At 71.9% G+C, this 25,005-nt stretch carries 23 protein-coding genes; 20 read left to right on the top strand and 3 right to left on the bottom strand.

Going from position 1 to position 25,005, the window contains the following annotated elements:
- Positions 1–108: 108 nt before the first annotated feature.
- The 10 genes from OG598_RS19325 to OG598_RS19280 all read left to right on the top strand — a co-directional run bounded on the left by OG598_RS19325 (position 109) and on the right by OG598_RS19280 (position 10,455).
- Entirely contained in the window at positions 109–495 is a 387-nt protein-coding gene (locus OG598_RS19325) for a hypothetical protein (RefSeq protein ID WP_328650469.1), read from the top strand.
- A gap of 131 nt (positions 496–626) precedes the next feature.
- Positions 627–3,461 carry a Na+/H+ antiporter subunit A gene (locus OG598_RS19320; protein ID WP_328650468.1) on the top strand — a complete coding sequence of 945 codons (2,835 nt, stop codon included), beginning with the start codon at positions 627–629 and terminating at the stop codon, positions 3,459–3,461.
- Between the two features lie 55 nt (positions 3,462–3,516).
- Positions 3,517–3,996 (top strand): Na(+)/H(+) antiporter subunit C, encoded by a 480-nt coding sequence (locus OG598_RS19315; protein WP_328650467.1) that lies wholly within the window; start codon positions 3,517–3,519, stop codon positions 3,994–3,996.
- Positions 3,993–5,501, top strand: a complete 1,509-nt coding sequence (locus tag OG598_RS19310; protein ID WP_328650466.1) for a Na+/H+ antiporter subunit D — start codon at positions 3,993–3,995, stop codon at positions 5,499–5,501. The genes OG598_RS19315 and OG598_RS19310 overlap by 4 nt, the downstream gene beginning before the upstream one ends.
- Positions 5,498–6,109, top strand: coding sequence for a Na+/H+ antiporter subunit E (locus OG598_RS19305; protein ID WP_328650465.1), 612 nt, complete (start codon positions 5,498–5,500; stop codon positions 6,107–6,109). The genes OG598_RS19310 and OG598_RS19305 overlap by 4 nt, the downstream gene beginning before the upstream one ends.
- Positions 6,106–6,369 (top strand): monovalent cation/H+ antiporter complex subunit F, encoded by a 264-nt coding sequence (locus OG598_RS19300; RefSeq protein WP_030489433.1) that lies wholly within the window; start codon positions 6,106–6,108, stop codon positions 6,367–6,369. The genes OG598_RS19305 and OG598_RS19300 overlap by 4 nt, the downstream gene beginning before the upstream one ends.
- Entirely contained in the window at positions 6,369–6,746 is a 378-nt protein-coding gene (mnhG, locus tag OG598_RS19295) for a monovalent cation/H(+) antiporter subunit G (RefSeq protein WP_328655376.1), read from the top strand. The genes OG598_RS19300 and mnhG overlap by 1 nt, the downstream gene beginning before the upstream one ends.
- Before the next feature lie 209 nt (positions 6,747–6,955).
- Complete coding sequence (locus OG598_RS19290) at positions 6,956–8,311, top strand: hemolysin family protein (RefSeq protein WP_328650464.1); 1,356 nt, start codon at positions 6,956–6,958, stop codon at positions 8,309–8,311.
- Positions 8,308–9,372, top strand: coding sequence for a hemolysin family protein (locus OG598_RS19285; RefSeq protein ID WP_328650463.1), 1,065 nt, complete (start codon positions 8,308–8,310; stop codon positions 9,370–9,372). The genes OG598_RS19290 and OG598_RS19285 overlap by 4 nt, the downstream gene beginning before the upstream one ends.
- 153 nt (positions 9,373–9,525) lie before the next feature.
- A complete protein-coding gene (locus tag OG598_RS19280; RefSeq protein WP_328650462.1) occupies positions 9,526–10,455 on the top strand; it encodes a sporulation protein in 930 nt (309 codons plus the stop codon).
- 105 nt (positions 10,456–10,560) lie between these two features.
- Here the strand turns inward: OG598_RS19280 and leuE are convergent, their stop codons facing one another.
- Together leuE and OG598_RS19270 are read right to left on the bottom strand one after the other, a co-directional pair.
- Positions 10,561–11,232: a leucine efflux protein LeuE gene (gene leuE, locus OG598_RS19275; RefSeq protein ID WP_328650461.1), complete on the bottom strand. Its 672-nt coding sequence runs from the start codon at positions 11,230–11,232 to the stop codon at positions 10,561–10,563.
- On the bottom strand, positions 11,232–12,476 hold the full coding sequence (locus OG598_RS19270; protein WP_328650460.1) for a bifunctional pyridoxamine 5'-phosphate oxidase family protein/GNAT family N-acetyltransferase: 1,245 nt from the start codon (positions 12,474–12,476) through the stop codon (positions 11,232–11,234). Before OG598_RS19270 ends, leuE begins: the two co-directional genes overlap by 1 nt.
- Positions 12,477–12,512: 36 nt before the next feature.
- On the opposite strand from OG598_RS19270, the gene OG598_RS19265 reads away from it, so the two are divergent.
- The 4 genes from OG598_RS19265 to OG598_RS19250 all read left to right on the top strand — a co-directional run bounded on the left by OG598_RS19265 (position 12,513) and on the right by OG598_RS19250 (position 17,400).
- Positions 12,513–13,853: an aminotransferase class I/II-fold pyridoxal phosphate-dependent enzyme gene (locus OG598_RS19265; RefSeq protein ID WP_328650459.1), complete on the top strand. Its 1,341-nt coding sequence runs from the start codon at positions 12,513–12,515 to the stop codon at positions 13,851–13,853.
- Between the two features lie 327 nt (positions 13,854–14,180).
- Positions 14,181–14,876, top strand: coding sequence for a UdgX family uracil-DNA binding protein (locus OG598_RS19260; RefSeq protein WP_328650458.1), 696 nt, complete (start codon positions 14,181–14,183; stop codon positions 14,874–14,876).
- Positions 14,877–15,084: 208 nt separating this feature from the next.
- Positions 15,085–16,689, top strand: coding sequence for a flavin monoamine oxidase family protein (locus OG598_RS19255; protein WP_328650457.1), 1,605 nt, complete (start codon positions 15,085–15,087; stop codon positions 16,687–16,689).
- A gap of 111 nt (positions 16,690–16,800) precedes the next feature.
- The gene (locus tag OG598_RS19250; protein WP_328650456.1) at positions 16,801–17,400 is read left to right on the top strand and encodes a hypothetical protein; all 600 of its coding nucleotides are present in this window, start codon (positions 16,801–16,803) and stop codon (positions 17,398–17,400) included.
- Between the two features lie 6 nt (positions 17,401–17,406).
- Here OG598_RS19250 and OG598_RS19245 read toward each other — a convergent pair whose 3' ends face one another.
- Positions 17,407–17,760: a nuclear transport factor 2 family protein gene (locus OG598_RS19245; RefSeq protein ID WP_328650455.1), complete on the bottom strand. Its 354-nt coding sequence runs from the start codon at positions 17,758–17,760 to the stop codon at positions 17,407–17,409.
- Between the two features lie 154 nt (positions 17,761–17,914).
- Here OG598_RS19245 and OG598_RS19240 point away from each other — a divergent pair, with 154 nt between their 5' ends.
- The 6 genes from OG598_RS19240 (at position 17,915) to rny (ending at position 24,520) form a co-directional block, all read left to right on the top strand.
- Positions 17,915–19,306, top strand: coding sequence for an MFS transporter (locus tag OG598_RS19240; RefSeq protein ID WP_328650454.1), 1,392 nt, complete (start codon positions 17,915–17,917; stop codon positions 19,304–19,306).
- A gap of 5 nt (positions 19,307–19,311) precedes the next feature.
- A complete protein-coding gene (locus tag OG598_RS19235) occupies positions 19,312–19,512 on the top strand; it encodes a DUF3046 domain-containing protein (protein ID WP_030489422.1) in 201 nt (66 codons plus the stop codon).
- 184 nt (positions 19,513–19,696) lie between these two features.
- On the top strand, positions 19,697–20,743 hold the full coding sequence (recA, locus tag OG598_RS19230; RefSeq protein ID WP_053656326.1) for a recombinase RecA: 1,047 nt from the start codon (positions 19,697–19,699) through the stop codon (positions 20,741–20,743).
- A 14-nt stretch (positions 20,744–20,757) separates the two neighbouring features.
- Positions 20,758–21,456 carry a regulatory protein RecX gene (locus OG598_RS19225; RefSeq protein ID WP_210786003.1) on the top strand — a complete coding sequence of 233 codons (699 nt, stop codon included), beginning with the start codon at positions 20,758–20,760 and terminating at the stop codon, positions 21,454–21,456.
- Positions 21,457–21,493: 37 nt separating this feature from the next.
- Entirely contained in the window at positions 21,494–22,198 is a 705-nt protein-coding gene (locus OG598_RS19220) for a 3-keto-5-aminohexanoate cleavage protein (RefSeq protein WP_328650453.1), read from the top strand.
- A 555-nt stretch (positions 22,199–22,753) separates the two neighbouring features.
- Entirely contained in the window at positions 22,754–24,520 is a 1,767-nt protein-coding gene (gene rny / locus OG598_RS19215) for a ribonuclease Y (protein WP_266303357.1), read from the top strand.
- Positions 24,521–25,005: the final 485 nt, after the last annotated feature.

The following is a 25,005-nucleotide window of genomic DNA, read 5'->3' as shown; positions in this document are numbered from 1 at the left end:
AAAGCGTGGAACGTGCGCTTAATACGTTAAGTCTCACTTAACTGCTTGCTTCTAAGGAGCAACATAAAGTAACTTCACTCACAACGCGAACCGGGGTGAGGGGATTTGATGGCCGGCGAGCAGCGCACCGTCGAACCGGGCACCGACGTGCTGATTCGCAAGGTCGACAGCCACCTCGCCGCGCTCCGCGCCGGCCTGCACGGCCCCGAGCTCGAGCTCGCCGAACGCCTCGCCCACTGCCTGCGCGAGATGGTTCTCTGCACCGCCCAGGCCAGTGCCGCCGACCGGGGTCAGGTCCGCGTCGCCGTGCACTACTTCGTGCTCCGTCGCGAGAGCCGTGGCCGCCTGCTGTCGGTGCGGTCGCTGACCGCCGCCGCGCGGGTGGTCGACCGGGTCGCCCGCCAACTCGGCCGCCTCGACCTGCTGACCGAGCTACGCCGCGACCACCCAACCCCCGACGACGCGCAACCCCTCAACAACGCCCTGCTGCGCTAACAAGGCCCAGCCCCGCTGGGGTTGGGCGGGCGAATTCTGGCAAAACCGCCCGGCGGGGGAGGAACTGGCGTCTGATCGCTGCTAGGCGCCACCGCTGCCACGGGCGTCGGCCATGTCGATCGGGAGCGCAGGTGCTGGTACTGCTCATCCTCCACCTCGTGGCGGCCCTCGCCGCGCCCCTGTTCGTCCACTGGTGGGGTCCGCGCGCCTGCTACCCGCTGGCGCTCGCGCCGGCCGCCGCGTTCTGTTGGGCGGTGGCGCGCACCCCGGCCGTCGCCGACGGTGGGGCGGTGGTCGAGACGTACCCGTGGATCCGGCAGTTGGGCCTCGACCTCGCGTTCCGGCTCACCACCCTGTCCTGGCTGATGACGCTGCTGATCGGCGGCGTCGGCGCGCTGGTGCTGGTCTACAGCGCCCGCTACTTCGGCGCCGGTTCCGTCGGGCTGGCGCAGTTCGCCGCGGTCCTTGTCGCGTTCGCGGGCGCGATGCTCGTCCTGGTCTTCGCCGACGACCTGCTGCTGCTCTACGTCGGCTGGGAGCTGACCACGATCTTCTCGTACCTGCTGATCGGGCACAGCACCGAACGGCGGTCCAGCCGCTGGGCGGCGGCGCAGGCGTTGACAGTCACCACGCTGGGCGGCCTCGCCATGCTTGTCGGCTTCATCATGCTGGGCGAGCACGCCGGCACCTACCGCTGGTCGGAGATCAGCGCGCAGCCGCTGCCCGGCGGCGGATACCTGGTGGGCGCCGTGCTGCTGATCCTGGCCGGCGCGCTGTCCAAGTCGGCGGTGCTGCCGTTCAGCTCGTGGCTCCCGGTGGCGATGGCGGCGCCCACGCCGGTCAGCGCCTACCTGCACGCCGCCGCCATGGTCAAGGCCGGCGTCTACCTGGTCGGGCTGCTCGCCCCGGTGCTCGCCACGGTCGGCCCGTGGCGGCCGGTGGTGCAGGTCGCCGGCGTGGCGACCATGCTGCTCGGCGGGTGGGCAGCGCTGCGCCAGACCGACCTCAAGCTGCTGCTGGCGTACGGGACGGTCAGTCAGCTCGGCCTGCTGGTGGCGGTGACCGGCTCGGGCACCCCGGACGCCGCGCTGGCCGGCACCGCGATGCTGCTGGCGCACGCCCTGTTCAAGGCGGCGCTGTTCCTGGTCGTCGGCATCATCGACCACGGTGCCGGCACCCGTGACCTGCGCGAGCTGTCCGGGCTGCGGCACTGGTCCCGGCCGCTGTTCGTGATCGCCGTGCTGGCCGCGGCGTCGATGGCCGGTGTGCCGCCGCTGGTCGGCTTCGTGGCCAAGGAGGCGGTGTTCGGGGCGTTCACCGACCAGCCCGTGCTCCTCACCGGACTGGTCACCGGGACGGTTCTCACCGTCGCGTACAGCGCCCGCTTCCTCTGGGGCGCGTTCGCCGACCGGCCGGGTGTGGCGCCGGTCCCGCCGGGGCCGATCGCCGCGTCGCTGCTGGTCCCGCCCGCGGTGCTCGCCGGTGTCGGTCTGCTCGCCGGTCCGGCCGCGAGCGTGCTGGACGACCTGCTGCGCCCGTACGCCGATCTGCTCGGTGGGGTCGACGCGCACCTGGCGCTCTGGGCCGGGCCGACCCCGGCGCTCGGCCTGTCCGTGCTGGCGCTCGTCGGCGGCGGCCTGCTCTTCGCCGTGCGTGGGCCGCTCGCCCCGGTGCTGGCCCGGTTCCGGTCACCGGTGGGTGGAAACCAGGGGTACGAGTGGGTCATCGGCCGGTTCGACCGGCTGGCCATCGATGTCACCGGCGCGACCCAGCGTGGCTCACTGCCGCAGTATCTGGGCATCATCCTGGTGACCCTGGTGCTGGTGCCGGGTGCGGCGATGCTCTCCGCCAGTCCCTGGCGGGCGCGGATTCCGCTCTGGGACAGCGCGCTGCAACCGGTGGTCGTCCTGGTGATCACGGTGGCGGCGGTGCTGGCGGTCGGTGCCCGTCGCCGGTTGACCGCGATGCTGCTGGTGGGCATGACCGGCTACGGCACGGCGATGTTGTTCGTGCTGCACGGAGCGCCCGACCTGGCGCTGACCCAGTTTCTGGTGGAGACGTCGACGATCGCGGTCTTCGTGCTGGTCCTGCGTCGCTTGCCGGAGCGGTTCTCGGCCCGCCCGTTGCGCCGTACCCGTTGGGCCCGTCGGGTGATCGGGGTGGCGGCGGGGGTGGTGGCCGCCGGGTTGGCCCTCACCGCCGTCGGCGCCCGCCGGGCACCCGACATCTCCGCCGCCTTCCCCGACCTGGCGGTGGCGCACGGGTACGGCCGCAACGTGGTCAACGTGACACTTGTCGACATCCGGGCCTGGGACACGATGGGCGAGCTGGCGGTGCTGGTGGTGGCCGCGACCGGGGTGGCCAGCCTGATCTTCGAGCGCTCCCGCACCGGGCCTCGGCCACGCCGGCCCGATTCCGAGCAGGGGGTGGGTGGACGCGACCGGCCGGTCTGGCTGCGCGGAGGCCCCACCCTCTACGAGGAGCGCCGCTCGCTCGTGTTGGAGGTGGTCATCCGGCTGATCTTCCACACCGTGGTGCTGTTCTCGCTGTTCCTGCTCTTCTCCGGGCACAACGCGCCGGGTGGCGGGTTCGCCGGCGGGCTGGTCGCGGGTCTCGCCCTGGTGGTGCGTTACCTGGCCGGCGGCCGGTACGAGCTGACCGAGGCGGCCCCGATCGGCGCCGGCGCGATTCTCGGCGCCGGGCTGGCCATGGCGGTGGGCAGTGGCGTGGTGGCGTTGCTGGTCGGCGGGTCGGTGTTGGAGAGCGCGAAGGTCGACCGGTCCCTGCCACTGGTCGGCGACGCCCATCTGGTCACGTCGCTCTTCTTCGACATCGGCGTGTACCTGGTCGTGATCGGGTTGGTGCTGGACATCCTGCGCAGCCTCGGTGCCGAGGTGGACCGGCACATCGAGGCCACCGGGACGGCCACCGGCGGGTTGGCCGTCGACAAGGGGGACCGGGCGTGAGCGCGAGGAGTGAGCCGGGTTTGCGAGCCCCGCAGTCGCGAACAGAGGTAGCACTGTGACGCGGAGCGGTGCGGGGCCGACGTTGGTGCTGGTGCTGGCCGTCGCGGTGCTGGTCGGGTGCGGGGTGATCCTGCTGTTGGAGCGCAGCCTGACCCGGATCCTGCTGGGCGTGGTCATGCTCGGCAACGGGGTGAACCTGTTGATCCTGTTGGGCGGGCGGTCCGGCGGGGCGCCGATCGTCGGCACGGGCCCGGTGGAGCGGATGAGTGACCCGCTGCCGCAGGCGATGGTGTTGACCTCCATCGTGATCACCTTCGGGTTCACCGCGTTCCTGCTCGCGGTGGCGTACCGCAGTTGGTATCTCTCCGGCGACGACGAGGTGCCCGACGACCTGGAGGACCGGCAGATCATCCGCCGGGCCGGGCGCAACGAGGTGGGTGCGGCCGATCGTGGTGGGGAGGGCCCGAACGGTGACCCGGAACAGGTCGATCCCGAGCCGGCCCGCCGCCGGTTACGACGCGGGGACGAGTCGTGACGCATGCCCTGGTGCCGCTGCCGGTGGTGGTGCCGCTGCTCGGTGCGGCGCTGACCCTGCTGTTGGCCGGGAAGCCCCGAATCCAGCGCGCGATCAGCGTGCTGTGTCTGAGCGGCACGCTCACGGTGGCGGTGCTGCTGCTGGTGCAGGCGTACCGGCACGGGCCGGTGGTGGTGGCGGTTGGGGGGTGGCCGGCGCCGGTCGGCATCGTCCTGGTGGCCGATCAACTGGCCGCGCTGATGCTCGTGGTCTCCTCGGCGGTGACCCTCTGCGTGCTGCTGTACTCGATCGGCCAGGGTCGCAGCGACACCAGCGAAAGCTCGCCGGTGTCGATCTTCCACCCGACGTACCTGGTGCTCACCGCCGGCGTCACCAACGCGTTCCTGGCGGGTGACCTGTTCAACCTCTTCGTCGGGTTCGAGATCCTGCTGGCCGCCAGTTTCGTGCTGATCACCCTGGGGGGCACCGAGACCCGGATCCGGACCGGGTCGACGTACGTGGTGGTCAGCATCCTCTCCTCGATGATCTTCTTGACCTCGGTGGGTCTGGTGTACGCGGCCACCGGCACGCTCAACCTCGCCCAGCTCGCCCAGCGCCTCGACGACCTGCCCGACGGTGTCCGGCTGGCCCTGGAGCTGATGTTGCTGCTGGCCTTCGCGATCAAGGCGGCGGTCTTTCCCCTGTCGGCGTGGCTGCCGGACAGCTATCCCACCGCGCCGGCCCCGGTCACCGCCGTCTTCGCGGGTCTGCTCACCAAGGTGGGCGTCTACGCGATCATCCGCACCGAGACGTTGCTGTTCCCCGGTGGGCGTGCCCACATCCTGCTCATGGTCGTCGCCGGGCTGACCATGGTGATCGGCATCCTCGGTGCGGTGGCCCAGTCCGACCTGAAGCGACTCTTCTCGTTCACACTGGTCAGTCACATCGGCTACATGATCTTCGGGGTGGCGTTGAGCACCGTCGCCGGCCTCTCCGGCGCGATCTTCTACGTGGTGCACCACATCACCATCCAGACCACTCTGTTCCTCGTCGCCGGGCTGGTCGAGGAGCGCGCCGGCAGCACCGACCTGCGTCGTATCGGCGGGCTGGCCCGGGTGGCGCCGCTGCTGGGTGTCCTCTTCTTCATCCCGGCCATGAATCTCGCCGGAGTGCCACCGTTCTCCGGTTTCCTCGGCAAACTCGGCCTGCTCCAGGCGGGGGTGGCGGCCGGCGGGCCGCTGCCCGGGGTGCTGGTCGCGGCCGGCACGCTGACCAGCCTGCTCACCCTGTACGTCGCGTCCCGGGTGTGGAACATCGCCTTCTGGCGCGCGCCCCGGCTGGCCACCAGCGAGCCGGTCGTCCAGTTGCCGAGGCTGATGGTGGGCGCCACGGTGGCCCTGGTCGCCATCGGGCTGGCGTTGACGGTGCTGGCCGGTCCGCTCTTCGACGTCACCGCCGACGCGGCCGAGGACCTGCGGCTGCGGACCCCGTACGTCCGTGCCGTGCTGCCGGGCGGTGTGCCGTGACCGGCTCCCCGGAGCCGGCTCCCGACACCACCGGGACCGGGGTCGTGGGGCGGGGCCGGCTCGGGCGCTGGCGGGACCAGGCGGTGGCGCTCGGGTGGCTGGTGGTGGTCTGGACCCTGCTCTGGGGCGACATCAACTGGGCCAACCTGGTCGGCGGCCTGCTGGTGGGTGCGGCAGTGCTGGTGTTCTACCCGCTGCCGGCGGTCAGCTTCGGTGGTCGGTTGCGACCGTGGGCGCTGCTGGTGTTCGCGGGCCGGTTCGCCGTCGAGTTGGTCAGCGCGAGCCTGCACGTCGCCCGGATCGCCGTGCAGCCCGGCTACCGACCGCGCGGGGCGATCATCGCGGTGCGGTTGCGGGTGTCCACCGACCTGAACCTGGCGCTCACCGCCGAGGCGGTCTCGTTGGTGCCGGGCACGCTGATCCTCGAGGTGGACCGGGACTCCGGAACGCTCTACCTGCACGTCCTGGACACCCACGGCCCCGGCGACCTTGACGCGGCCCGGGCCCGCACGCTCGCCGTCGAGCGGCGAATCGTCCGCGCGGTCGGCTCCACCACCGAACTGCGCCGACTCGACGTCACCTCACCCGAGAAGGGAACCCGCCCGTGACCACCTTCCTGGCCGTCGTCCTCACCGCACTGCTGTCGGTCACCGCGCTCCTCGCGCTGGCCCGCCTCTACCGTGGCCCGTCGCTGGTGGACCGGGTGATCGCCGCGGACATGCTGCTCGCCACGATGGTCGGCGCGGTGGGCGCCGAGGCGGCGGTCAACCGGCACGCCACCACGCTGCCAGTGCTGGTGGTGCTCTCCCTGCTCGGCTTCGTGGGCTCGGTGTCGCTGGTCCGCTTCGCCGTCCGGGAGCAGCAGTGATCGCGACGATCGCGGACTGGCTCGGCGCCGGGTGTCTGGTGGCCGGCGCGCTGCTCGCCCTGGCCGCCGGGATCGGCGTACTGCGTTTCCCGGACGCGCTGTCCCGGATGCACGCGGCCACCAAGCCGCAGGTGCTGGGGGTGCTCCTGCTGCTGCTGGGCATCGCGTTGCGGCTGCGGTCCCCGGCGGACCTGGGCATGATCCTGCTGGTGGCGGTCTTCCAGTTGGCGACCGCGCCGGTGGCCGCGCAGATGATCGGGCGGGCCGCGTACCGGTCGGGGCGGCTCGACCGGAGCCTGCTCGACGCCGACGAGCTGGCCGACCGCGGACCAGGCGGCGGGCCGGCGGGGCCGGCGGGGCCGGCGGGGACGGCGTGACGACCGCCAGGCGGCGGGGCCGGCGTGACCACCGACGGCGCTCGCTGAACCGGACGTTCCGCTCCTTCGGCCCACCCCCAGCGGAGTCCCAGCCAGCGCCGATAAAATGACGGCATGATCGACTCTTCTGCCCAGGAGGGCAGCAGTAGCCAGCCGGGTCGTGCCCGGCATATCCCCGTACCGACGACCCCGGGAGCCCTGAGCGACCCGTGTTGATCGTCGTTGGTCTCCTTCTGATAATTCTTCTCACTGCCGCCACCGGCTACTTCGTGGCGCAGGAGTTCGGCTATGTCGCCGTGGACCGGGGCAAGCTGCGCCAGCTTGCCGATGACGGCGATCAGGCCGCCGCCCGGGCCCTGACCGTCACCAGCCGGCTCTCCTTCATGCTCTCCGGTGCCCAACTCGGCATCACCGTCACCGCGCTGCTGGTCGGCTACGTCGCCGAGCCGTACCTGGGCGGTGGTCTCGCCGACCTGCTCGGCCTGGCCGGCGTCAGCGAGGCGGTCAGCCTGCCGCTGTCGGTGGCGTTGGCCCTGGTCATCGCCACCATCGTGCAGATGGTCCTCGGTGAGCTGGCCCCGAAGAACCTGGCCATCGCCCGGGCCGAGCAACTGGCCCGGGCGCTGAGCCGCTCCACCCTGATCTACCTCGCCGTCGCCGGGCCGCTGATCCGGCTCTTCGACCGGGCCTCGGTCCGGCTGCTGCGCCGCATCGGCATCGAGCCGATCGAGGAGCTGCCCAGCGGCGCCACCCCGGCGGACCTCGAACAGATCATCGCCGAGTCCCGCGAGGAGGGCAGCCTCGACGCCGAGATGTCCACGCTGCTCGACCGAGGTCTGGACTTCCGCGAACTGACCGCCGGTGAGGCCATGGTGCCGCGCGTCGACGTGCACACCGTCCGGGCGCACGAACCGGTGAGCCGGGTGGTCGAGCTGCTGGACACCGGCCACTCCCGCTTCCCCGTACGCGGTGCGGAGGGCGTCGACGACCTGCTCGGCATCGTCGGCATCGCCGACGTGCTCGGCGTACCCCCGGGGGAGCGGGCCACCACCCCGGTGAGCGCGGTGGCGGGGCCGCCGCTGCTCGTACCGGAGACGTTGCCCCTGCCCACGGTGCTCGACCGCCTGCGGTCCGGGCACCGGCAGATGGCGTGCGTGGTCGACGAGTACGGCGGCTTCGCCGGCGTCATCACCCTGGAGGACATCGCCGAGGAACTGGTCGGCCCGATCCGCGACGAGGACGACCCACCGGAGCGGGCACCGGCCCGGCAGGACGACGGGTCCTGGGTGGTGCCGGCCCGCTGGCGGATCGACGAGGTCGCCGACAGCACCGGCATCGCCCTGCCCGAGGCCCCCGAGTACGACACCCTGTCCGGGTTGGTGATGCGGGAACTGGGCCGGGTGCCCGAGGTCGGTGACCGATTGGAGATCAGCCTGCAACCCGAGGGGGCGGACGGCGAGGACAACGAGACGGAGCCTCGGGCGCTGGTCGAGGTGCTGGCCGTGGACCGGCACGTGGCCGACTCGGTGCGGTTGCAGCTGACCAAACCCGAGGTGACCGCATGAGCCCCGGGATCGCGCTGTTCAGTTCGGTGATCCTGCTGGCGCTGAACGGGTTCTTCGTGGCCGCCGAGTTCGCCCTGGTGGCCAGCAAGCGCTACCGCCTGGAGCAGGCGGCGGCGAACGGTGGCCGGGCGGCCCGGGCCGCGCTGGATGGCGTCCGCGAGCTGTCGCTGATGCTGGCCGGCGCGCAGCTCGGCATCACGCTGTGCACCCTGGGCCTCGGCGCGCTGGCCGAGCCGGCGATCGAGCACCTGCTCAGCCCTCTGCTGCACGCGGTGGGCATACCGGACGCGGCCAGTCACCTGATCGCTCTGGTCTTCGCCCTCGGGGTGGTGACCTTCCTGCACCTGGTGGTGGGGGAGATGGCACCGAAGTCGTGGGCGATCACCGACGCGGAGCGCTCGGCGACGCTGCTCGCGTTGCCGTTCCGCGCCTTCGCCCGGGTCTCCCGGCCGGTGCTCTCCGCGCTGAACGCCTTGGCCAACGCGATCCTGCGGCTGGTCGGCGTCAACCAGCAGGATCAGCTCGCCCAGGTGCACGGCCCGGACGAGCTGCGGATCCTGCTGGAGCAGTCCCGAGAGCACGGGCTGCTCGGTGCCGAGCAGCACCAACTGCTGACCAGCATGCTGGAGTTGCAGGGCACGTCGGTGGCGCAGGTGATGGAACCGTTCGCCACCATGGTCACCGTCCGCCGGGACGACCCGGCCGAGCGGATCGAGGAGGTCAGCCGGGACAGCGGCCGATCCCGGCTCGCGGTACTCGACGAGGCGGGCGACGTGTGCGGGCTCGTGCACGTCCGGGAGGCGGTACGGGTGGTCACCACCGGCCGGATCGCCAGCGCCGGGGAGCTGATGACCCCCGCGTTCACCCTGCCCGCGACGTCCTCGGTCACCGAGGCGGTGGCGGCGATGCGGGCCCGGCAGTCACAGCTCGCGCTGGTCCGCAACGGCGGTGGCCCGGCCCGGCCGATCGGCTTCGTGGCCCTGGAGGACCTCCTGGAGGAGGTCATCGGGGAGTTCGACGACGAGACCGACACGGTTCCGCGCGGGCGTCGGTTGCGCTGACCTGTCGACCCGGCCGCACTGACGACGTGCGGCCGGGTCAACGCTCGGCATGGCAGCCTCCGCTCGGCACGCGCGGGCGGGCTTGAGCCGACCCCGACCGGGTAGGCGCGCCTGGTGGGGCCGGCGGGGCCCCGTCCCGGGAGGGGGCGCGCGGTGCGGTTGACGGGAGTGTCCCCGGAGTCCGGTGGCACCGGGCTGTCCGTGCAGACCACGCTGCCCAACCCGAGTACCCGCCCGGGCCTGCGCCTGCCTGGGCGGGTGACAGTCGCGGCCGGCCCGGAGGACGTGCTGGTGCGGCACATCCGGCTCGGCCTCGTCACCACCGTCGAGCCGGACGACCCGAACGCGGCCCGACGTCTCGTGCAGTTCCATCACCTGCCGATCGCCGGCCGGTTCGTCGTACCGGCCGGTCGACGGCGGGCGGTCGACTTCGCGTTCCCGCTGCCGTGGGAGACCCCGGTGACCACCTTCGGTGGGGTGCCGCTGCTGAGCCTGCGGATGGGCCTGCGGACCGAGGTGTCGCTCGACCCCGACCTGGACCAGGGGGCAATGGTGCCGGTCTTCGTGCATCCGATCCCCACCCAGCAGCACGTGCTGGCGGCGCTGGACACGCTCGGCTTCATGATCCGCCAGTCCGGGTTGGTGGAGGGCGGGTTGCCGGGGGTGGAGCACACGCTGCCGTTGCACCAGCGCTGGGGTTACTGGGTGGGGCCGCTCTACGCCGGCCCGATCACCGAGCTGGAGGTGATCTTCGTGACCAACTCGGCGGGCCTGGAGGCGATCCTCTGGATGGATCGCCGGCTGGCGCTGGCCGGAATCACCCACCAGAGCATCAGCCGGTTCCGGATCTGGCACGAGGACGCCGACCGGCGGGACTGGGTCGCCACTGTGGACGGCTGGATCCGCCAGGCGATCAACCGGCACGCCGCCGCGGCCGCGCACGCCGACTGGTCCGCGCAGATCGCCGGGTCGGCCCACGTCAGCCGCCATCCCGACGAGCCGATCCAATCGGGCTACGGCTTGGGCGGCACTGCCGGCGGCGCCGGCGTAGGAGGCGGCGGCTCCGGCGGCGACGGCACCTGACCCGCCCTCTCATCCCCGCGATCTTGCACTTTCTGCGGCGACAAAACGGCTCAGAGTGCGCGTTTCGACCACCGAAAGTGCAAGATCGCGGCGGGCGGGGGCGGGTTAGCCGGCGCTGGCGGTGGCCAGCTTGAGGCTGAAGGCCAGGAAGAGGGCGGCCACGGCGGTGGTGCCACCGGCCGCCAGGCGACGGCGTTGGCGGAACTGGGCGGCCAGGAAGGTGCCCGCGAAGATCAACGCGGTCAGGTAGAGCGCGCTGGTCACCTGCGCGATCAGCCCGAGCAGCAGGAACGACAGCGCCGGCCAGGCGTAACCGGGGTCGACGAACTGGATGAAGAACGAGATGAAGAACAGGATCGCCTTCGGGTTCAGCAGGCTGATCACCAGCGCCTTGCGGAACGGGCTGCGCATCGCTGCCGGCTCCGCGGCGTCGATGAGCCGCGGCGTGTTCGGGTCGTTGCGGTCGCGCCAGCGCCGCACGGCGCCGAGCAGCATGGTCACCCCGACATAGCCGAGGTACGCGGCACCGGCGTACTTGATCACCATGAACAGCGGCGGGTACGCCTTGAGCAGCGACGCCACCCCGGCGGCGGAGAGGAACATCAGCACCCCGTCGCCGACGAACACGCCACCGGCGGCCCGGTAGCCGACCGCGACGCCTCGTTTGGCCGCGGTGGAGAGCACGAAGAGTGAGTTCGGCCCGGGCAGCAGGATGATGGCCACGGTGCCCAGCACGTACGTCCAGATGTCGGTGATCCCCAGCACGCCCGCCATCATCACGCCACCGGTGCCGTCCGCAGAAGTCTTTCTCGCAGCCTGGCCTGTGCGTTCGGCCACTCGTCGACGGTCATCGCGTACTGCACGGTGTCCCGCCAGGAGCCGTCCGGGCGTTGCCGGTGCATCCGCAGGACCCCCTCCCGGGTCGCGCCGAGCCGTTCGATGGCCGCCTGGGAGCGAACGTTGCGGATGTCGGTGTGCCAGGCGACCCGTACCGCGCCCAGGTCGTCGAAGGCCCGACTGAGCAGCAGCAGCTTCGCCTCGGTGTTGATCCCGGTACGCCACCAGGGCCGGCCGAGGAAGGTGTGCCCGATCGCCACCGCCCGCCGTTCCGGGTCGATGTCGTAGTAGGAGGTGCTGCCCACCACCGCCCCGGTCGTCGCGCACCGCTGCACCCAGGCCACCCGCTCGCCCCGGTGCTGGGCGGCCAGTGCGGTGCCGATCACCTCGGCGGTTTCGGTGGGGGCGGTGGGCGGCGCGACGCTGAGGTGCCGCCACACCTCCGGGTCCGCGGTGGCGGCGTGCAACTCGTCGGCGTGCGCCAGCTCCAGCGGCTCCAGCCGAACGTGCTCGCCGTGCAGCGGCACCGGGTCGTGCCAGGGCGTGCGGGGCGTCCGCAGGTACGCCGGCAGCGGCGCGGTGACCCCGGCGTCCGGCTCGGGTGCCCCGGCGGTCAGTCGCAGCGGCAGCACGCCGGCCCAGTGCGGCAGGTCAAGGTCGGCCTCGTCCTCGCGGACCCCGCCGGCGCGGGCCCGGACGGACACCTCGCGCAGTGGCAGCGCCAGTACGGCGGTCTCGGCCAGCTCGCGACGGCTGGGTGGACGGGTGGCGGTGCTGCGCCCCGCGCCGACCTTCTCGACCAGCGCGGTGAGCATGGCGAGCTTCTCCCGCTCGTCGGTGACCAGCCGGGCGGAGCCGTGGGCGACGACCGAGCGGTAGTTGGCGCTGTGGTGGAACTGGGAGCGCGCGTAGACCAGCCCGTCGAGCACCGTCACCGCGACGCAGACCGGCAACCCGTCGTCGCATCGAGCGGCGAGCAGCGGCCGACTGCCGGTGGAGCCGTGCAGGTAGAGCGTGTCGCCGATGCGGACGTGCAGGGTGGGCAGCACCCGTGGCTGGCCGTCGACGACGAAGCTGAGTGCGCAGTCGTACGCCTCGTCGAGCACGGCGTGGGCGGCGGCCTGGTCGTAGCTCATCTTGTCGCGGGAGCGGTGGGGTGTGGTCCGGGCGGTGGGTGGATACATGCGCACGCCCCTTTGTTCTAGTACAATCTCTTATTTGTGTCAGCACACTATCAGCTCACCGGTACGACAGCCGTCGAGATTTCGGCCAGCATCGAGTCGGGCATCCGTACCGGCGCCCTGTCGCCGGGGGCCGCCCTGCCGCCCGTCCGGGCGCTCGCCGCCGAGTTGGGGGTCAGCCCCGCCACCGTCGCCCGCGCCTACCAGGAGCTACGCCAGCGTGGCCTGCTCGCCACCGCCGGTCGGCACGGCACCCGGGTACGCCCCCGCCCACCGGTGGCCGCCCGCCGCTCCGCGCTGCGCCCCCCACCGTTGCCCGGTGCCCGGGACCTGTCCCGGGGTGAACCCGATCCCCGTCTGCTGCCCCCGCTGGGCCCGCACCTGGCGGCGCTCGCCACCGAGAACGGCCCGTCGGTCGGCTACTCCGATGCCGGAGTGCTGCCCGAACTGGCCGACGTGGCCCGCGCCCGGCTGCGCGCCGACGGCGTACCGGCCGGGGACTTGACGCTCACCGGCGGCGCGCTGGACGGCATCGAGCGGTTGCTCGGCGCCCACCTGCGCCCCGGCGACGCGGTGGCCGTCGAGGACCCGGGCTGGGCCAACCTGCTCGACCTCGTCGCCGCGCTGGGTCTGCGCCCGATCGGCGTACCTGTGGACGACGAGGGGCCGTTGGTCGCCGGGGTGGCCGCAGCGCTCGCCGCCGGAGCGCGGGCGCTGATCGTGACCAGCCGGGCGCAGAATCCGACCGGTGCCGCCGTCTCCGCGGCCCGCGCCGAGGAGCTGCGGACGCTGCTCGCCGGCCGACGGGACCTGCTGCTGATCGAGGACGACCACGCGGCCGAACTGGCCCGCGTACCCCTGCACCCGCTCGCTGGCGCGACGGCGAGTTGGGCCTTCGTCCGCTCGGTGAGCAAGCCCTTCGGCCCGGACCTGCGGATGGCGGTGCTGGTCGGCGACGAGACGACGGTGGCCCGGGTGAGCGGCCGTACCCGGGTCGGCGCCGGCTGGGTCTCCACGGTGCTGCAACGCCTGGTGCTCGCCCTGTGGCGGGACCCGGCGGTCACCGAGCTGGTGCAGCGGGCGGCGCAGAGCTACGAGCAGCGCCGCGAAGGGCTGCTCGCCGCGCTGGCCGCGCACGGTCTGAGCGCACACGGTCGCAGCGGCATCAACGTCTGGTTGCCGGTCGCGGACGAGACCAGCACGGTGACCGCGCTCCGCGACGCCGGCTGGGCGGTGGCCCCCGGCGCGCTCTACCGGATCGCCGCTCCGCCCGCCCTGCGCATCACCGTCAGCTCCCTGGACACCGCCGACCTGGTCCCGCTGGCCGCCGCCCTGGCCCAAGCCGAAAACCCACCCCCCTCCCAGGGTTTCCCCACCTGACCCCCAACCCCGGCGCCCGCGATCTTGCAGTTTGCGTAGGTGAAATGTCAGACCTGTGCACGTTGGTCGGGGCAGAAAGTAGGACATCGCGGGGATTCGGGACGGCCGGGACGGGTATGCGGGCGCCTGGAGGTGGGGGACATGGCTTCTGGTGGGGCTCGTAAGGGGATCTGGATCGCGGTGGCGGTGGCGATCATCATCATCGTCATCGTGCTGATCGCGATCGCGTCCGGCGGCGATGGGGGCGGCAACGGGTACTGACCCTGAGCGGCCGGGGCACCGGGGCGTATCCGGCGGCGAGCATCGAACGGGTATATAACAGTCGGCATGGCCGAGAGTGCTCCGGGTGCCCAGCGGTTCATCCCGCCCGACGCCGACACCATCGACGACCTACGCACCGCCGCCGGCGGCTGCCGGGGCTGCGAGCTGTACCGGGACGCCTCGCAGACGGTCTTTGGTCGGGGCGACGAGAGCGCCCGCGTGGTGCTCGTCGGCGAGCAGCCCGGCGACATGGAGGACCAGAAGGGGTTGCCCTTCGTCGGTCCGGCCGGACGCCTGCTGCGCCGCGCGGTCGACGACGCCGGGCTGGACCCGGGTCACCTCTACCTGACGAATGCCGTAAAGCACTTCCGCTTTGAGTTGCGCGGCAAGCGGCGGATCCACCAGACCCCGGACCAGGCGCACATCACCGCCTGCCGCCCCTGGCTGGTCGCCGAGTTCGCCCGGCTGCGCCCGGAGATCGTGGTGGTGCTCGGCGCGACCGCCGCCAAGGCCCTGCTCGGCCCGTCCTTCCGGGTCACCCGACAGCGGGGTGAGCTGCTGCCCTGGCCGGAGTCGGCCCAACACCCCGCGGACTTCGAGCAGGTGCCGGTGGACAACGCCGGAAAGCGGGCCGACGTGCCGCAGGCTCGGCTGCTGGCCACCATCCACCCGTCCGCCGTCCTGCGGGCCGACGACCAGGACAAGGCGTACGAGGGCCTGGTCGCCGACCTGACCGTCGTGACCCGCGCCCTGCCCGGCTGACCGGCGACCGCAAGCCGCCCTGCCCGGAGCCCGCCGAGACGCCACCGCCCCGGCCCGAGCCGCGAAACGCAGCCGCCCCGTCCCGGGTTGGCGGAAACTGCCGCCCGGGTCGGGCCGCGAGGCGATACCCGCCGGAAACGGCGATGCGTGAACGGCGTAACAGATCCTCTGCAGACTCATGCGAGTCGATCTTGTAGGGGAGGCCGTTATGAGCGATCAGACGCAGTCGATGGTCAGCCGGCGTGGGTTCCTGCGTACCGTCGGAATCAGCGGTGGCGCCGGAGCGATGCTTGCCACGATGGGCGCCATGGGGCTGGCCCCCAGCGCGGCGGCGTCGGTCACCCCAGCCTTCCGGCCGCCGGAGCGGTCCGACTTCACTCTCACCGGACGGTCGGGCGCCAGCGTGGTCGTGCTCGGCGGCGGCATCGCCGGGCTCACCACTGCGTACGAGTTGGGCAAGGCGGGCTACCACTGCACGATCCTGGAGGCGCGGCACCGCGTCGGTGGGCGGAACCTGACCATTCGGGGCGGCGACGTCGAGACCGACCTCGACGGACGCACCCAGCGGTCCAACTTCTCCGACGGGGTCTACTTCAACGCCGGGCCGGGCCGCATCGCACAGTGGATGGTCACGATGGACTACTGCCGGGAGTTGGGCGTACCCATCGAGGTCTTCACCAATCAGAACGCCGACGCCTGGATCTACAACGAGTCCGCCGGGATGACCGAGCCGGTCCGGTACCGCACCGCCAAGGCCGACGTGTACGGCTACGTCTCGGAACTGCTCGCCAAGGCCACCGACCAGGGCGCGCTGGACGCCCGGCTCACCACCGAGGACCGTGACCGGCTGCTGTCGTTCCTGCAGAGCTTCGGCGCGATCGGCGGACGGACCAGCGACTGGGCCTACACCGGGACGAACCGTCGCGGCTACCTCGCCTATCCGGGGGCGGGCAACGACGTGGGGAGCCCGCTCGGTACGCCACCGGCACTCTCCGACGTGTTCGCCAGCAACATCGGCCGGTACTTCTCCTTCGAGTTCGGCTACGACCAGGCCATGCTGATGTTCCAGCCGGTCGGCGGGATGGACCAGATCCCCCGAGCCCTGGCCCGCGCGGTTGGCCCGCACCGGATCCGACTCAACGCCGAGGTCACCGGGGTGACCGACCGGGGCAGTCAGGTCGAGGTGACCTACCGGCAGGGCGGCCGGCAGTCGCAGATCACCGCCGACTACTGCGTGGCGGCGCTACCGCCGCACCTGATGGCCCGCGTACCGCACAATCTCGGCACGGCGGTGACCGCGGCCCTGGCCGACTTCCCGGTCACGGCCTCCGGAAAGATCGGCCTGGAATACCGCAGCCGCTGGTGGGAGACCGATCAGCGGATCTACGGCGGCATCACCGAGACCGACCTGGACCTGTCGCACATCTGGTATCCGTCCTACGGCTTCCACGGGAAGCGCGGCCTGGTCGTCGGCTACTACAACACCGGGGCGAACGCCAGGGCGTACAGCGGACTCACGCCGGAGCAGCGCAGCGAGCGCGCGATCAGCCAGGGTGTGAAGATCCACGGTGACAAGTACCGCAGTGAGCTGGTCACCTCGTACTCCCACGCCTGGGACCGGACCCGCTACATCGAGGGCGCCTGGACGTCACCCCGGTACGGCACAGCCGGCTACAACCTGCTGCTCCAGCCGGCCGGGCGGGTCTACTTCGCCGGGGACTGGCTCAGCCACGAGGTGGCCTGGCAGCACGGCGCGTTCGTGGCGGCGCGTTCGGCGGTCTCCGCGCTGCACCAGCGGGTGATGGCGAGCTGACCGACCCAGCCGTGCGCCGTCCAGATCTTGGACAGTTTCCGTCAGCGCGGAACGGAAACTGTCCAAGATTGACTGAGCGTCGCGGATCGCGTGGGTGGGTAACGGGGGTCGATGGATGTCGACAACGTGGAGCGCCGGGCGGGTGCGCCCGCTGCGGCCGCCGGGCGTCGCGGGAGATGGAAGCGGTTCTTCGAGCGGGCGCCCGGCTTGCAGCTCATGGCCGTCTACTGGGTGCCGACGACAGTGCTCATCGGGCTGCCGGTGCGCTGGCTCTTCGACCGCCAGGAATCACTTGACGAGGCCGTGCTGGGTGCCGCGCTGAATGCCGTCTGGATCGGTCCCGCGGTCTACCTGAGCCGGCGGATGGCGGGCGAGCAGGCCGCCCGGCGCGATCCCGAGGGGTACGCACTGCGCGAGGCGGTGCGTACCGCCACCGTGCCCGAGGACGGCGTGGCGCGGGCCGAGCTGCCCGGCTATCTCGCCGGACAGCGGCGGGCCACCTGGGCGGCGCTGCTGGCCATTCTGGGCATCTGCCTCGGGCTGGTCCTGCTCGCTCTGTTCGCCGCCGACAACGAGGGCTTCGCGGTGATCTTCGGCGTGGTCGCCGCCGTCAGTGTGGCCGTCGCCGCACGCACCCTGACCCGGATCCGTCGGCTGACGTCCCTGCTGGCCGCGCCCAACCCACCGGAAGCGCCGGGATCGCGTGGGTAGGGCGGCTCAGTCGCCTGCCGTGATCTTGCTGAACACGTCCTTGGCGGCGATCAGACCATCCTCGACCAGATAGAGATCCACTCCGCGCAGCACCGTCCCGTCCTCCGCCGGCGGCCAGCTCCACTCGCACAGGACCCGGTCGCCGGCCGACCGGACCGCTGCGAGGGTCGGCCCAGGGCCGAGCTGGTCGGCGAAGGCGCGGCACACCGCGTCCCGACCCCGCAGGGTCACCGCCGGCCCGTCCCAGGCGCTCGGACCGTAGGTCACGTCCTCGGCGAGGCAGGCCGACACCGCGGCCAGGTCGCCCCGGTGCCACGCCGCGTTGAACCGCTCGACCACCAACACCCCGGCATCGCTCACCCGGGCACCATAGGCGTGGGCCGCGTCGGGAGCGACCCCGTTCCGGCGCGACGGGGCGTGCGCGGCCGGACCGGGTTCGGCTGTCGGCAAAACCCACTGCCGCTGGTCGGTGCGTGTGCGCGAGGATGAGTCACCCCTTCCGACAGGAGCGCCGATGGCGACCGACCTGACCGCGCCGCGTACCGCCGCCCGACCCGACGTCGCGTCGATCCAGCGGCGTACCCTGCGGCTGCTCTTCACCACCCAGATCATCGGCGGGATCGGCGTGACCATCGGCATCGCCGTGGGCGCGCTGCTCGCGGCACGGATCGCCGGGACCGCGGTGGCCGGTGTCGCGCAGAGCGCCGGGGTGGTCGGTGCCGCGCTGCTCGCCGTCCCGGTCACCCGGATCATGGCGCGGCACGGCCGCCGGCCGGGTCTGGTGCTGGCGTACGCGGTCGGCGCCGTCGGCGGCCTGCTGGTGGTGCTGGCCGCGGCCACCCGCTGGGTGCCGCTGCTCTTCCTCGGCATGCTGCTCTTCGGCGGGGGCACCGCCGCGAACCTCCAGGCCCGTTACACGGCCGTGGACCTCGCCGAGCCGGCCCGTCGCGGGCGGCAGCTCTCCCTGATCGTCTGGGCCACCACCATCGGTGCGGTGGCCGCGCCGAACTTCGCCGCGCTGGCCGACCGGGTCACCACCGGCTGGGGGTTGCCCCCGCTGGCCGGCCCGTTCGCGTTCAGCGCGGCGGCGTTCGTGCTGGCTGCCGTCGTACTCCTCGGGTTGCTCCGGCCCGACCCGCTGCTCACCGCGCGGCGGCTCGCGGCGGCCGACGCGCCGGCCGCCGATCTGCCGCCGGCCGCCGACGCGACGGCGACCGCCGTGGCGGCCGAGGCACCGGCGGCAGGTGGCGGCGCGACGCCGGCCGCCGCGCCGGTCACGGTGCGCGCGCCGCGCGGCGCCGGGATGCGTGCGGCCTGGTCGGTGGTACGCGGACAGCCCGCCGCCCGACTCGGCATCGCCGCCGTGGCGGTGGGTCACCTGGTGATGGTGGCGGTGATGGCGATGACTCCGGTCCGGCTCGGTGAGTCGCACGCCGACGCCGACGTGTTGCGGCTGGTCGGCATCGTGCTGAGCCTGCACATCGCCGGCATGTACGCGTTCTCCCCGGTGGTCGGTTGGCTCACCGACCGGCTCGGTCGACGGGCGGTGATCCTCGGCGGGGTCGGGCTGCTGCTGGCCGCCTGCGCGGTCGCCGGCACCGCCGGGCACCACACGCCTCGGCTCTCGGTCGGTCTGGTCCTGCTCGGGTTGGGCTGGTCGGGGACGATGGTGGCCGGCTCGACCCTGCTGTCCGAGTCGGTGGCGGCCGAGGTGCGGCCGAGCGTCCAAGGGCTGTCCGACCTGATCATGGGGCTGGCCGGGGCCGGGGCCGCCGTGGTCAGCGGGTTTGTCATGCAGTTCGCCGGATATCCCGTGCTCACCCTGCTCGCGGCGGTCGCGGCGGCGCCCCTGGTGGCGCTAGCGTTGCGGCCGGTGCCGACCGGGGCACCGGACGAGGAGGGCTGATCACTGTGCGGCTGACCGACTTCTGGACGCGGCTGGACGAGGCGTTCGGGCCCGGCTACGCGGCCAGCATCGCCCGCGATCAGGTGCTGTCCCAGCTCGGCGGGCGGACCATCGAGCAGGCCCTGGCATCGGGGGAGCAGACGCACGTGGTGTGGCGGGCGGTTTGTGCCGCGTACCCCGATCGAGTGCCCGCCCGACTACGCTGAGCAGCCTTTTTGCCGGCTCCGCGTGTCGCTTGTCCAGTCGTACACCTGTTCGGCTATTGTCCACAGCGGGGTGCTCGTCCACAGCTCGCGGCCCGTCGGCTGGTTTTCTGTCGGACCTAGCGCCTAGCGTGTCCGCGTGACGCGAAGCTCAGCAAAGACGCCGGCGAAGGCAGGGGTGGCAACCATGGCAGCAGGGCCTGACCGGGAGAAGGCACTCGACCTTGCTCTCGCTCAGATTGACAAGCAATTCGGCAAGGGCTCGGTGATGCGGCTGGGTGACCGGCCGGTCGTCCAGACCGCAATCATTCCGACCGGCTCCATCGCGCTCGACGTGGCCCTCGGCATTGGCGGCCTGCCCCGTGGCCGGGTGGTCGAGATCTACGGCCCCGAGTCCAGCGGTAAGACCACTGTGGCACTGCACTCGGTGGCCAGTGCCCAGCGACTCGGCGGCATCGCCGCCTTCATCGACGCCGAGCACGCGCTCGACCCGGAGTACGCGAAGGCCCTCGGGGTCGACACCGACGCGATGCTGGTCTCCCAGCCGGACACCGGCGAGCAGGCGCTGGAGATCGCGGACATGCTGATCCGCTCCGGCGCGATCGACATCATCGTGATCGACTCGGTGGCGGCGCTGGTGCCGCGCGCCGAGATCGAGGGTGAGATGGGCGACAGCCACGTGGGCCTCCAGGCCCGGCTGATGAGCCAGGCGCTTCGGAAGATCACCGGTGTGCTCAGCAACACCGGCACCACGGCGATCTTCATCAACCAGCTGCGGGAAAAGATCGGCGTCATGTTCGGCAGCCCGGAGACCACCACCGGTGGTCGGGCGCTGAAGTTCTACGCCTCGGTCCGGCTCGACGTGCGACGCATCGAGAGCCTCAAGGACGGCACCGACGTGGTCGGTAACCGCACCCGGGTCAAGGTCGTGAAGAACAAGGTCGCCGCGCCGTTCAAGCAGGCCGAGTTCGACATCATGTACGGCAAGGGCATCTCGCGTGAGGGCTCTCTGATCGACGTCGGCGTGGAGCAGGCGATCATCCGCAAGTCCGGAGCGTGGTACACGTACGACGGCGACCAGCTCGGCCAGGGCAAGGAGAAGGCCCGGGAGTTCCTGAAGGAAAACCCAGACGTGGCCGCCGAGATCGAGAAGAAGATCCTGGAGAAGCTCGGCGTCGGGGTCGGCGCGGGTGACGCCGCCGGTGGCCCGGAGCTGCCGCCGGTCGACTTCTGACCGGTCGCTGACCCATGGCAGGACGACGCGCTCGTACGGGGCGGGGCTGGGATGCCAGTCCGCCTCGTACGGGCGACGCCACCGATGCGCCCCGCCCTCGGCGAGGCCGCCGGGGTCGGTCCGAGGAGGCCGACGCCGTCGAGTCTCCGGCCCCTCCGCGCGACGAGTCGGAGGTGGCCCGCGAGATCTGTCTGCGCCAGCTTGCCGTCCGGCCTCGCACCCGGGCCGAGCTGGCCGGGGCGTTGGCCAAGCGGGGCATCTCCGAGGAGGTCTCGGCCGAGGTGCTCGACCGGTATGACGAGGTCGGCATCATCGACGACGCCGCGTTCGCCAGGGCCTGGGTGTCCAGCCGGCACGCCGGGCGCGGCCTCGCTCGCCGGGCGCTCGCCAACGAGCTGCGCCGCAAGGGTGTGGACGGCGAGGTGGCCACCGAGGCGCTGGGTGAGCTGGACGAGGAGACCGAGGCGGACACCGCCCGTGGCCTGGTGGAGCGCAAGCTGCGCACTGCCCGAGGCGAGCCGGACGCGGTCTTTCGCCGGCTGGTGGGCATGTTGGCCCGCAAGGGCTACCCGCCTGGTGTGGCCATCCGGGCGGTGAAGGACGCGCTCGCCGCGCAGAGCGCCGAGGCGGCCGAGTTCGCCGAGCAGATCGACGCCGACGCGCTCGCCGACGCCGAGGGCGAGTTGGAGCGCGACAACCGTCTGGTCGAGTGAGCGGTCCGCTGCGACTCCCGATGGAGGTGCGGGCCCGATGTTGAAGGCATGTCTGAACGGTGGGCACGGCCGGAAGGCCCATCCGGCCGTGCCGCTCACGGCGGCGGAGTTGGCCGCCGATGCGGCCCGCTGCGCGACGCTCGGCGTCGCGGCGGTGCACGTCCATCCCCGCAACGAGGCCGGCGCCGAGTCGCTGCGGCCGGCGGTGATCGCCGACGCGCTGACCGCGATCCGTGCCGCTCGGCCGGGGCTGCCGGTCGGGGTGAGCACCGGCACCTGGATCTCGCCGGACCCGGCTGCCCGCGTGGCCGCCGTCCGGGCCTGGCCGGTGCTGCCCGACTTCGCCTCGGTCAACGCGCACGAGCCCGGTGCCGAGGCGGTCGCGGCTGCCCTGCACGAGCGCGGTGTGCTCGTCGAGGCAGGGCTGTGGACGCTCGACGCGGTCGCTGCGTACCGGCGGTGGCGGGTGCCGGCCGGGCGGGTTCTGGTCGAGTGCATGGCCGAGGACGTGGCGGTCGCGTTGGCCGACGCCTCCCGGATTCTCGCCGCGCTGCCGGCGGGCGCGCCGTCGGTGCTGCTGCACGGCGAGGGTCCGGCGACCTGGCCGGTCCTCGCCGAGGCGGTACGCCGGGGTCTGGACACCCGAATCGGGCTCGAGGACACAGTGTGCCTGCCGGACGGCTCACCCGCCGCGGACAACGCGGCGTTGGTCGTGGCAGCGGTGGCGGCCGGCGCCAGCTGACGTCTGGGTTAGACGGATCGGTCACACCTCGCTCGTCGTCGGCCCCGTCCGACAACCCCCTGGACGGCGCTGAGCAGGCCCGACACGTCCAGGCGGCAGCACGCCTCGCGGAGTTTGTCCCCTCCTGTCCGGCGTGATATCAGCACTCGGTGACGGTTCAACTTCTCTCCGTTCGGGGGGTTTGATCATGAGTCCTTGACCAGAGCACCCCCGGCGACCTAGCCTCGCCATACAGGCTCACATTGCCCGACCAGCGCAGGCTAAGCGCACAACATAGATCGCGTAACAGAACAGCATCACTTTGGCCGACTCCGCGGCCTTTGGCGGCAGTTCCGGACAGGCCGGTCCAGAACTCTGCGACAACTGCACCCGGTCGCCGACGCTGCCCACGGGCACCGCCGGCGGAGAAAGCTACCCACGGCCAGCCGCTCCGGTCGGGCGTCCACAGCCGCAGGAGTGTGCCCCCGGCACGGTCGCTGCGGTCTCGACGTTAGGGGAGGCGGCCATGGCGGGGCGGCGGCACAGGTTCATCGGTAGACCCGACGGGGTCCCGGCATGAACGCGTTCGACGTCGTGCTCCTCGCGGCCGTCCTCGTCCTCGCGGTGGTGGTGATCGGGGCCGTGCTGGTCGGCATCCGGACCATGCGCCGGATGGGCGCCGCACCGGCTCCGGAGGATCCCGCCTTCATCGCCGAGAAGGACCGCCAGGAGCAGTCCCTCGCTGCCCTGCGGACCGCGGCCGACGAGGCGAACAGCACGATCGACGTGGCGAAGTCAGCGGCCGCAGCGGCCCGTACCGAGGCGGCGGCGGCGAAGGCCGAGGCGAAGGCGGCCCGCGCGGAGGCGCGGCGGGTCCTCGACGACGCCCGGGCCGAGGCGGACACCGTTCTGGAGCGCGCTCACAAGCAGGCCGAGGCGGACGCCGAGCAGCTGCGGACGGCAGCCCGGCGCAGCGGCGAGCGGGAGGTCGCGGTGCTCGCCGCCACCACCCGGGAGCAGGCCGCCGAGGTGGAACGTCGGGCAGCTCGGATGGACGAGCGGGAGCGGATGCACACCGAGGAGGTGGAGCGGTTCGCCGAGCGGGAGCGGCAGCTCACCGCCGCGAAGGCTGCCCTCGCCGCCCGGGAGGCCGCGCTCGCCCAGCGCGAGGCCGAGCTGACCGAGTCGGAGGAGCTGCGCCGCCGGGAGCTGGAGCGGATCGCCGGGCTCACCGCCGACTCCGCGCGACTGGAGTTGGTCGACGCCATCGAGACGTCTGCCAAGCGGGAAGCGGCGCTGCTCGTGCGGGACATCGAGTCCGACGCGCGTAACACGGCCGAGCAGCGCGCCCGACACATCGTGGTGGACGCGATCCAGCGGGTCGCCAGCGAGCAGACCGCGGAGAGCGTGGTCAGCGTCCTGCACCTCCCCGGTGACGAGATGAAGGGGCGGATCATCGGCCGGGAGGGGCGCAACATCCGCGCCTTCGAGTCGGTGACCGGCGTCAACCTGATCATCGACGACACCCCCGAGGCGGTGTTGCTCTCCTGCTTCGACCCGGTCCGTCGCGAGGTGGGCCGGGTGACCCTGGAGAAGCTGGTCCTGGACGGGCGCATCCACCCGCACCGGATCGAGGAGGTCTACGACCTGGCCCGGCAGGAGGTGGAGCAGCTCTGCCTCCGCGCCGCCGAGGACGCCCTGGTCGAGGTCGGCATCACCGAGATCCACCCGGAGCTGGTGACGCTGCTCGGCCGGCTGCGCTACCGCACCTCATACGGGCAGAACGTGCTCAAGCACCTGGTCGAGACCGCCCACATCGCCGGCATCATGGCCGCCGAGCTGCGGTTGGACGTGCCGATCATCAAGCGGTCGGCGTTCCTGCACGACATCGGCAAGGCGCTCACCCACGAGGTGGAGGGCAGCCACGCCATCATCGGCGCGGACCTGGCCCGCAAGTACGGCGAGCACGAGGACGTGGTGCACGCCATCGAGGCGCACCACAACGAGGTGCCCCCGCAGACCATCGAGGCCGTGCTCACCCAGGCTTCCGACGCCTGCTCGGGTGGTCGGCCGGGCGCGCGCCGGGAGAGCCTGGAGGCGTACGTCAAGCGGCTGGAGCGGATCGAGGAGATCGCGGCCGGCAAGCTCGGTGTGGACAAGGTCTTCGCCATGCAGGCCGGCCGGGAGATCCGGGTGATGGTCAAGCCGGACGACGTGGACGACATCGGGGCGGCAGTGCTGGCCCGCGACGTGGCCAAGCAGATCGAGGAGGAGCTGACCTACCCGGGTCAGATCCGTGTCACGGTGGTCCGCGAGTCCCGGGTCACCGAGATCGCCCGCTGACCTGACGCACCTGCCCCGCCCCTGGGCGGCGGGGTGGGACTGACGCTCCGGCGCTGCTCTACCTTCGGTGGGGTAGCGACCGGAGCGTTTCTGCGCGGCGGGCAAGCAATCACCCGGCCGGGCCGCTGGAATCAAGACTCTTTCGGAGACTGACGTCAATGCCGCAAACCGGTTGCATTGGTACGCGCTGTCTGTTTTTCAGGCTTGCGTCGACAGCAAACATAAGTAAAGATCTCTTCATGGGGATGGTTGGCCGTCAACTTCGCGGACTGACTTCGAAGTCGACCACGTGTGGTTTTTTCGCTCAACCGAATAAACGACGCCCGTTGATTGGCATCCCTGTGTCATGAGGCCGTTCGGCAACGCGCACAACGGGCTCAGTGCCGCGCGAGGTCTACCGGAGGCCCGACTCAACCATTAGAAAGAAGCGCGCCACCGAACTATCGAATTCGATACTTCGTTGGCGCGTACAACTCTTCTTTCAG

The sequence above is a fragment of the Micromonospora sp. NBC_00330 genome, from assembly GCF_036136635.1.
In the GTDB taxonomy this organism is placed as follows: domain Bacteria; phylum Actinomycetota; class Actinomycetes; order Mycobacteriales; family Micromonosporaceae; genus Micromonospora; species Micromonospora salmantinae.
Note: the sequence above shows the minus strand (reverse complement) of the source record. Positions and strands in the feature narration are given on the sequence as shown.

What these genes read in the sequence shown, in the direction of transcription:
- OG598_RS19325 (WP_328650469.1), top strand. Translation starts at nt 109, where the DNA reads ATGGCCGGCGAGCAGCGCACCGTCGAACCGGGCACCGACGTGCTGATT.
- OG598_RS19285 (WP_328650463.1), top strand. Translation starts at nt 8,308, where the DNA reads ATGAGCCCCGGGATCGCGCTGTTCAGTTCGGTGATCCTGCTGGCGCTG.
- leuE (WP_328650461.1), bottom strand. Translation starts at nt 11,232, where the DNA reads ATGATGGCGGGCGTGCTGGGGATCACCGACATCTGGACGTACGTGCTG.
- OG598_RS19270 (WP_328650460.1), bottom strand. Translation starts at nt 12,476, where the DNA reads ATGTATCCACCCACCGCCCGGACCACACCCCACCGCTCCCGCGACAAG.
- OG598_RS19260 (WP_328650458.1), top strand. Translation starts at nt 14,181, where the DNA reads ATGGCCGAGAGTGCTCCGGGTGCCCAGCGGTTCATCCCGCCCGACGCC.
- OG598_RS19255 (WP_328650457.1), top strand. Translation starts at nt 15,085, where the DNA reads ATGAGCGATCAGACGCAGTCGATGGTCAGCCGGCGTGGGTTCCTGCGT.
- OG598_RS19250 (WP_328650456.1), top strand. Translation starts at nt 16,801, where the DNA reads ATGGATGTCGACAACGTGGAGCGCCGGGCGGGTGCGCCCGCTGCGGCC.
- OG598_RS19240 (WP_328650454.1), top strand. Translation starts at nt 17,915, where the DNA reads ATGGCGACCGACCTGACCGCGCCGCGTACCGCCGCCCGACCCGACGTC.
- recA (WP_053656326.1), top strand. Translation starts at nt 19,697, where the DNA reads ATGGCAGCAGGGCCTGACCGGGAGAAGGCACTCGACCTTGCTCTCGCT.
- OG598_RS19225 (WP_210786003.1), top strand. Translation starts at nt 20,758, where the DNA reads ATGGCAGGACGACGCGCTCGTACGGGGCGGGGCTGGGATGCCAGTCCG.
- OG598_RS19220 (WP_328650453.1), top strand. Translation starts at nt 21,494, where the DNA reads ATGTTGAAGGCATGTCTGAACGGTGGGCACGGCCGGAAGGCCCATCCG.
- rny (WP_266303357.1), top strand. Translation starts at nt 22,754, where the DNA reads ATGAACGCGTTCGACGTCGTGCTCCTCGCGGCCGTCCTCGTCCTCGCG.